The sequence below is a fragment of the Ameyamaea chiangmaiensis genome, assembly GCF_013376175.1.
Lineage (GTDB): Bacteria > Pseudomonadota > Alphaproteobacteria > Acetobacterales > Acetobacteraceae > Ameyamaea > Ameyamaea chiangmaiensis.
On record NZ_JABXXR010000179.1, the window covers coordinates 1 to 4,849 of the forward strand.

The 4,849-nt window shown below is 68.0% G+C and carries 7 protein-coding genes; 4 read left to right on the plus strand and 3 right to left on the minus strand.

Translation table 11 applies throughout. The annotated features are described in order from the left end of the window. Positions 1 to 314: restriction system modified-DNA reader domain-containing protein (locus tag HUK82_RS14495; protein ID WP_456304207.1), on the plus strand; the 314-nt coding region annotated here is incomplete at its 5' end. A gap of 18 nt (positions 315 to 332) precedes the next feature. On the opposite strand, the gene HUK82_RS14500 is transcribed toward HUK82_RS14495, so the two are convergent. Next, positions 333 to 746, minus strand: a complete 414-nt coding sequence (locus tag HUK82_RS14500; RefSeq protein ID WP_176614632.1) for a response regulator — start codon at positions 744 to 746, stop codon at positions 333 to 335. 82 nt (positions 747 to 828) lie between these two features. On the opposite strand from HUK82_RS14500, the gene HUK82_RS14505 reads away from it, so the two are divergent. Further along, a complete protein-coding gene (locus HUK82_RS14505) occupies positions 829 to 1,692 on the plus strand; it encodes an aminoglycoside phosphotransferase family protein (protein WP_218061603.1) in 864 nt (287 codons plus the stop codon). Between the two features lie 5 nt (positions 1,693 to 1,697). On the opposite strand, the gene HUK82_RS14510 is transcribed toward HUK82_RS14505, so the two are convergent. After that, positions 1,698 to 2,501 carry a CDP-alcohol phosphatidyltransferase family protein gene (locus HUK82_RS14510; RefSeq protein ID WP_373318295.1) on the minus strand — a complete coding sequence of 268 codons (804 nt, stop codon included), beginning with the start codon at positions 2,499 to 2,501 and terminating at the stop codon, positions 1,698 to 1,700. Positions 2,502 to 2,577: 76 nt separating this feature from the next. Beyond that, complete coding sequence (locus tag HUK82_RS14515; RefSeq protein WP_176614637.1) at positions 2,578 to 3,252, minus strand: phosphatidylserine decarboxylase; 675 nt, start codon at positions 3,250 to 3,252, stop codon at positions 2,578 to 2,580. A 137-nt stretch (positions 3,253 to 3,389) separates the two neighbouring features. On the opposite strand from HUK82_RS14515, the gene gloB reads away from it, so the two are divergent. Together gloB and HUK82_RS14525 are read left to right on the plus strand one after the other, a co-directional pair. Next, the gene (gene gloB / locus HUK82_RS14520; protein WP_176614635.1) at positions 3,390 to 4,112 is read left to right on the plus strand and encodes a hydroxyacylglutathione hydrolase; all 723 of its coding nucleotides are present in this window, start codon (positions 3,390 to 3,392) and stop codon (positions 4,110 to 4,112) included. After that, positions 4,112 to 4,696 carry a glutathione S-transferase gene (locus HUK82_RS14525; protein ID WP_176614636.1) on the plus strand — a complete coding sequence of 195 codons (585 nt, stop codon included), beginning with the start codon at positions 4,112 to 4,114 and terminating at the stop codon, positions 4,694 to 4,696. The genes gloB and HUK82_RS14525 overlap by 1 nt, the downstream gene beginning before the upstream one ends. The last annotated feature ends 153 nt before the right edge of the window (positions 4,697 to 4,849 follow it).

Genomic DNA, 4,849 nt, shown 5'->3' on the forward strand with positions numbered 1-4,849 from the left:
GTCCGATCGCCATCGACAGCGTGGCGACGACCCCCGCGCGGCGCGACGCCCCCCGCGTGCCGTTTGGCAGTTTTGTCGAGCGCGGCGTGCTGCCTGCCGGGACGACGGTGTTCGATCGGGCGCGACGTGTGTCGGCCACCGTTTCGCCTGACGGCACCCTGGTGTCGGGCAGTCAGCGAGGGTCGATTCACAAGCTTGGGGCGACGCTGACGAACGCGCCGAGCTGTAACGGCTGGACGTTCTGGCACTTCGAGCGCGACGGTGCCGTCGTTCCCCTCGACGTATTGCGTTCGGAGAACACGACGACCGGGTGATCTGTCGTCGGTGTGTCGTCAGGAGGCGGCCGTCGGCGCGACGCCGAGGCCATGCAGTTCGGCCACGATGTCTTGCGCCGCGCAGGGCTTGGGCAACATCCGCTCATCGGGATGCGGCCGCCCTTGTTCCCGGACGCGGTCTGGCGCACCGGTGGTGAAGATGACCGGCGTGCCGCGACGGTGGTGCCGGATATGGTCGGCAAGCGCCACGCCATCGTGCTGGCCAGGGATGTTGACGTCGGTTACGACTGCCCGCACGACAAGGCCGGGATCCTGAAGGGAGACGACGGCGTCGTCGGCGGATTCAAACTCGATGACGTCATAGCCCGACTGTCGCAGCTCGCACGACACGTCAAGACGCAGCAGCGGGTCGTCTTCGACCGCGACGACGGTTCCGTGTCGCATGAACGCCTGCTCGCCCTGCTCCGGCATCGCTTTCCCCCTTCATGAGAGCCTGTGACGGTGCCAACGTGAGTGGTCCGCGTTCGTTCCGACGTTTCGCGATCCGGCACACATGGTCGGGAAGAAGGGTCTCGGAGTGAAGAATGTCCACGGTCTTGGCTGCCGCCTTCGTCACTGGCTAAGTGCCTGGGGACTGGTCGCCGATGGAGCGTCGGTCGAGACGCCGCGCGGCCTGCTGCTGCCGGTCATCGTTGAAGCGGAGCAGCGATGCGCCATGCTCAAGGTCAGCGCCGACGCAAGCGAACGCGCCGGCATGCGGCTGCTGCGCGCCTGGGCAGGCCGCGGCGCGGTACGCGTCTTTCGGCAGGAAGACGATGCCCTTCTGATGGCGCGTGGCTCCGCCTCGCTACTGGATGAACCCTGCGACGACCGGGCGTGCGCGGTCCTGTGCGACGTGATCGGGCGGCTGCATGACCATTCGGTCGATCCGCGCGGGTATGTGCCGCTGGCGGTCTGGTTCCAGGCCCTTCTGGAGGCGCCGGAGACGTCTGGTGCGGTCATCATGGCCGGCCGCCACGTGGCGTTCGAACTGCTGGCAGCTTCGTCCCCCTCCGGCGTGCTGCACGGCGATCTTCATCATGGGAACGTGCTATGGTTCGGTCCGACGTCGGGCTGGAGTGCGATCGACCCGAAGGGGCTGGTCGGACCGCTGGCCTTCGACTACGTGCCGATGTTCCTCAACCCGGACCTTGCCGATCCGGGCCGCAGCACGGCCCGCGACGCAGCGTCGCTGGACCGGCGGCTGGCGCTGGTCGAAGCCCGCGCCGGGCGATCGCGCGACGAACTGCTGCGATGGGTACTGGCCTATGCCTGTCTGTCGGCGCTGTGGTCGCGTGCGGACGGGCAGGGGGACGGGGTCGCCTTATCGGTCGCGGACCTGGCCGCACGGCGCCTCGGTCTGGTTCGGACGCGCTGAGGCGATCAGGCCGCCGAAGGGGCGCCGTCGTCGTCCTCGACATCTTCCTGCAGGTCATCGGCGGCTTTCTTCAGGCGATGAAAGCTGCGGCGGCTGAGCGGCAACAGGGCGAGGTAGATGACGCCCGCGGCGGCCAGTGCGGCCCATGGATCAGCGACCAGAACCGCCGCATACCCGCCGATGCCCAGCATCATCGGCAGGACGTAGACCGCTGGCACCTTGAAGTTCTTGAACGACCAGACTGGCAGCGTCGAGACCAGCAGGAACGCCGTCCCGCCCAGCGATAGGGCGGACATCCAGGGCTCGTGCGTCAGGCGCAGCAGGCCATCGAGGTCGAGCGTCTGCGCCTCAAGGCCCAGAAAAACGGGGAACAGCGCCAGCCCGGCGCCGGCGGGAGCCGGGACGCCGGTGAAGAAATTGCTGGCGTATTTCGGCTTCTCGTCCTCATCGTCAAGGCCCGCGTTGAAACGGGCGAGGCGCAGCGCCATGCACACGGTGAACATGATACAGGGCACGAAACCGTAGGGTCCGGCACGGTCCAGCCCCCACAGATAGAGCACAAAGCCCGGCGCCACGCCGAAGCACATGAAATCGGACAGGCTGTCGAACTCGGCGCCAAAGCGGCTGGTCGCGCGCAGGAGGCGGGCGATACGCCCGTCCAGGCCGTCAATGCACGCGGCAATCAGCAACGCTACAGCGGCGCCGGAGAACCGCCCTTCCAGAGCATACCGCATGCCGGTCAGGCCCGAACACAGGCCCAGCATCGTCATGATGTTCGGGATCAGCCGATTGAACGATGGGCCACGCACGCGGGCGCGGGGGCGCCGCATGCGACGCAGTCGGCGCAGGCGTCGTCGTGCCCGTGGCGGGTCGGCTGCCACGGGGTCAGAGACGGGCGAGAACGGTCTCGCCGCCGATCATGGTCTGCCCGACCTCGACCAGCGGCTCCACGCCCGGTGGCAGATAGACATCGGTCCGGGAGCCGAAGCGGATCAGGCCGAAGCGCTCGCCAGCCTCGAACACCATGCCGTCCCGGGCCGAGCACAGGATGCGCCGGGCGATCAGTCCCGCGATCTGCACCACGGCGATGTTCCGTCCGTCGCGCAGCGTCAGGCGCAGTGCGTTGCGCTCGTTCAGGTCGGACGCCTTGTCGAGGCTGGCGTTGAGGAACTGCCCGGCATGGTAGGCCACACCCGTGACGGTGCCGGCTGCCGGCATGCGGTTCACATGCACGTCCAGCACCGACAGGAACGTGGCGACGCGCCAGACCGGCTGGTCCCCCATCGCGAGTTCGGCCGGCGGCGCGATTTTCTCGATCGAGACGACACGCCCGTCGGCCGCCGACACCACGACATCGCCCGCTGGCGTCACGCGTTTGGGGTCGCGGAAGAAATACAGGCAGAAGCCGAAGAAAAGTCCGGAAAGCGTCCCCAGTGCCCGGGTCGGCCGCCAGCCCGTCGCGCGGCCCATCAGCAGGCCGGCACCGGAGGCAAGCAGGAACGGACGCGCCGCAGGGTGCGGTTTGGCCAGGACGAGGCGGAGGGACTGGATCAACGACATAACGCTGTCATGACGGCACTCGCCGGGGTGGTCAAGCATTGCAGGGTGCGCCCGGCCGCAATTGCGCGTGGGCCGGGCCGGGCGCTACGGTCTGGCGCGGTGTGCCGGACCGGCGCTACCCGCAGCGGAGACGTGTCATGACCCTCTCGATCATCCCCATTCCCGTGCTGTCCGACAACTATGCGTGGCTGGCCGTCGATGCGGCGACGGGTACGGTCGCCGTCGTCGATCCCGGCGAGGCCGCCCCGGTCGCGCAGGTTTTGGGCCGCGACGGTCGCCTGGACCTGATCCTGTTGACCCATCATCATGCCGACCATGTGGGCGGTGTCGCGGAGCTGCGCCGGCAGTACGGCGCACGGGTGATCGGCAACGGGGCCGACGCGGCGAGGCTGCCCGCGCTCGATATCGCGGTGGCGCCGGGCGATCAGGTCGCGATCGGTGAAAGCCGTGGCGTCGTGATCGACACGCCCGGGCACACGCTGGGCCACGTCGCGTTCTATTTCGCCGACTCGCGCGCCGTGTTTACGGGCGACACGCTGTTCAGCCTTGGCTGCGGCCGGTTGTTTGAGGGGACCGCCGCCGACATGTTCGGGTCACTCGGGCGGCTGAAGGCGCTTCCGGACAATACGATGGTGTATGCAGGGCACGAATACACGATGTCCAACGCGGCATTTGCCCGCCATGTCGAACAGCCCCATGATGCCCTCGCACAGCGCTGTGCCGACATCGAGCGCCTGCGTGCGGAGGACCGTCCGACGCTGCCCGTGGCGCTGGGCGTCGAAAAAGCGACAAATCCGTTTCTCCGGGCCCCCGACGTCGCGTCGCTCGCGCGGCTTCGGCAACAAAAGGACAGCTTCTGATGCGCCTCTTTCACACTCCGGGCAGTCCGTATGCGCGCAAGGTCCGCGCCGCGATTCATGTCCTGCAGATGACCGACCAGATCGAGCTGATCAAGGTCGACCTGGCCGACCCGCCCGCGGAGCTGATGGCCGCCAATCCCCTTGGCAAGGTGCCGGCCCTCGTCACCCCCGACGGCGTCGCGATCTATGACAGCCCGGTGATCATCGACTATCTGAGCGAGTTGACCGACAGCCATGTGGTCGTGCCGTCCTATGGCGCAACACGCTGGCTGTCGATGAAGCAGCAGGCGTTGGGCGACGGCATCGCCGATGCGGCGATCTTCATCCGCCGCCTTGCCCGTGCGAATGTGCCAGCGGACAATGCTATGGCACAGGCGCAGTTCCGCGCCATCCGCCGCAGCATCGACCTTCTGGAAGTGCGTGTCCCCGGCCCTCATCCCGATGTGGGCAAGCTGGCCATTGCGGCGGCACTGGATTTCCTCAACCGCGTGGGAATGGAGACGGACTGGGCCGCGTCTCACCCGGCCCTTGCCCGCTGGTTCGACACGTTCATGCAGCTTCCATGCATGACCGAGAGCGCCTGAGGCGCGTCAGGGTGGGCTGGCGGCTCCGGCGCCCAGCCGCCACGCGGCGATCAGGTCGCGCAGCGGAAGCGTCCCGGCGAGGACCGTGCCGGAGCGGACGCTGAGCGGGATCTGCACGGGGTCGGGCACACGGCCACCATCCCGCAGCAGCAC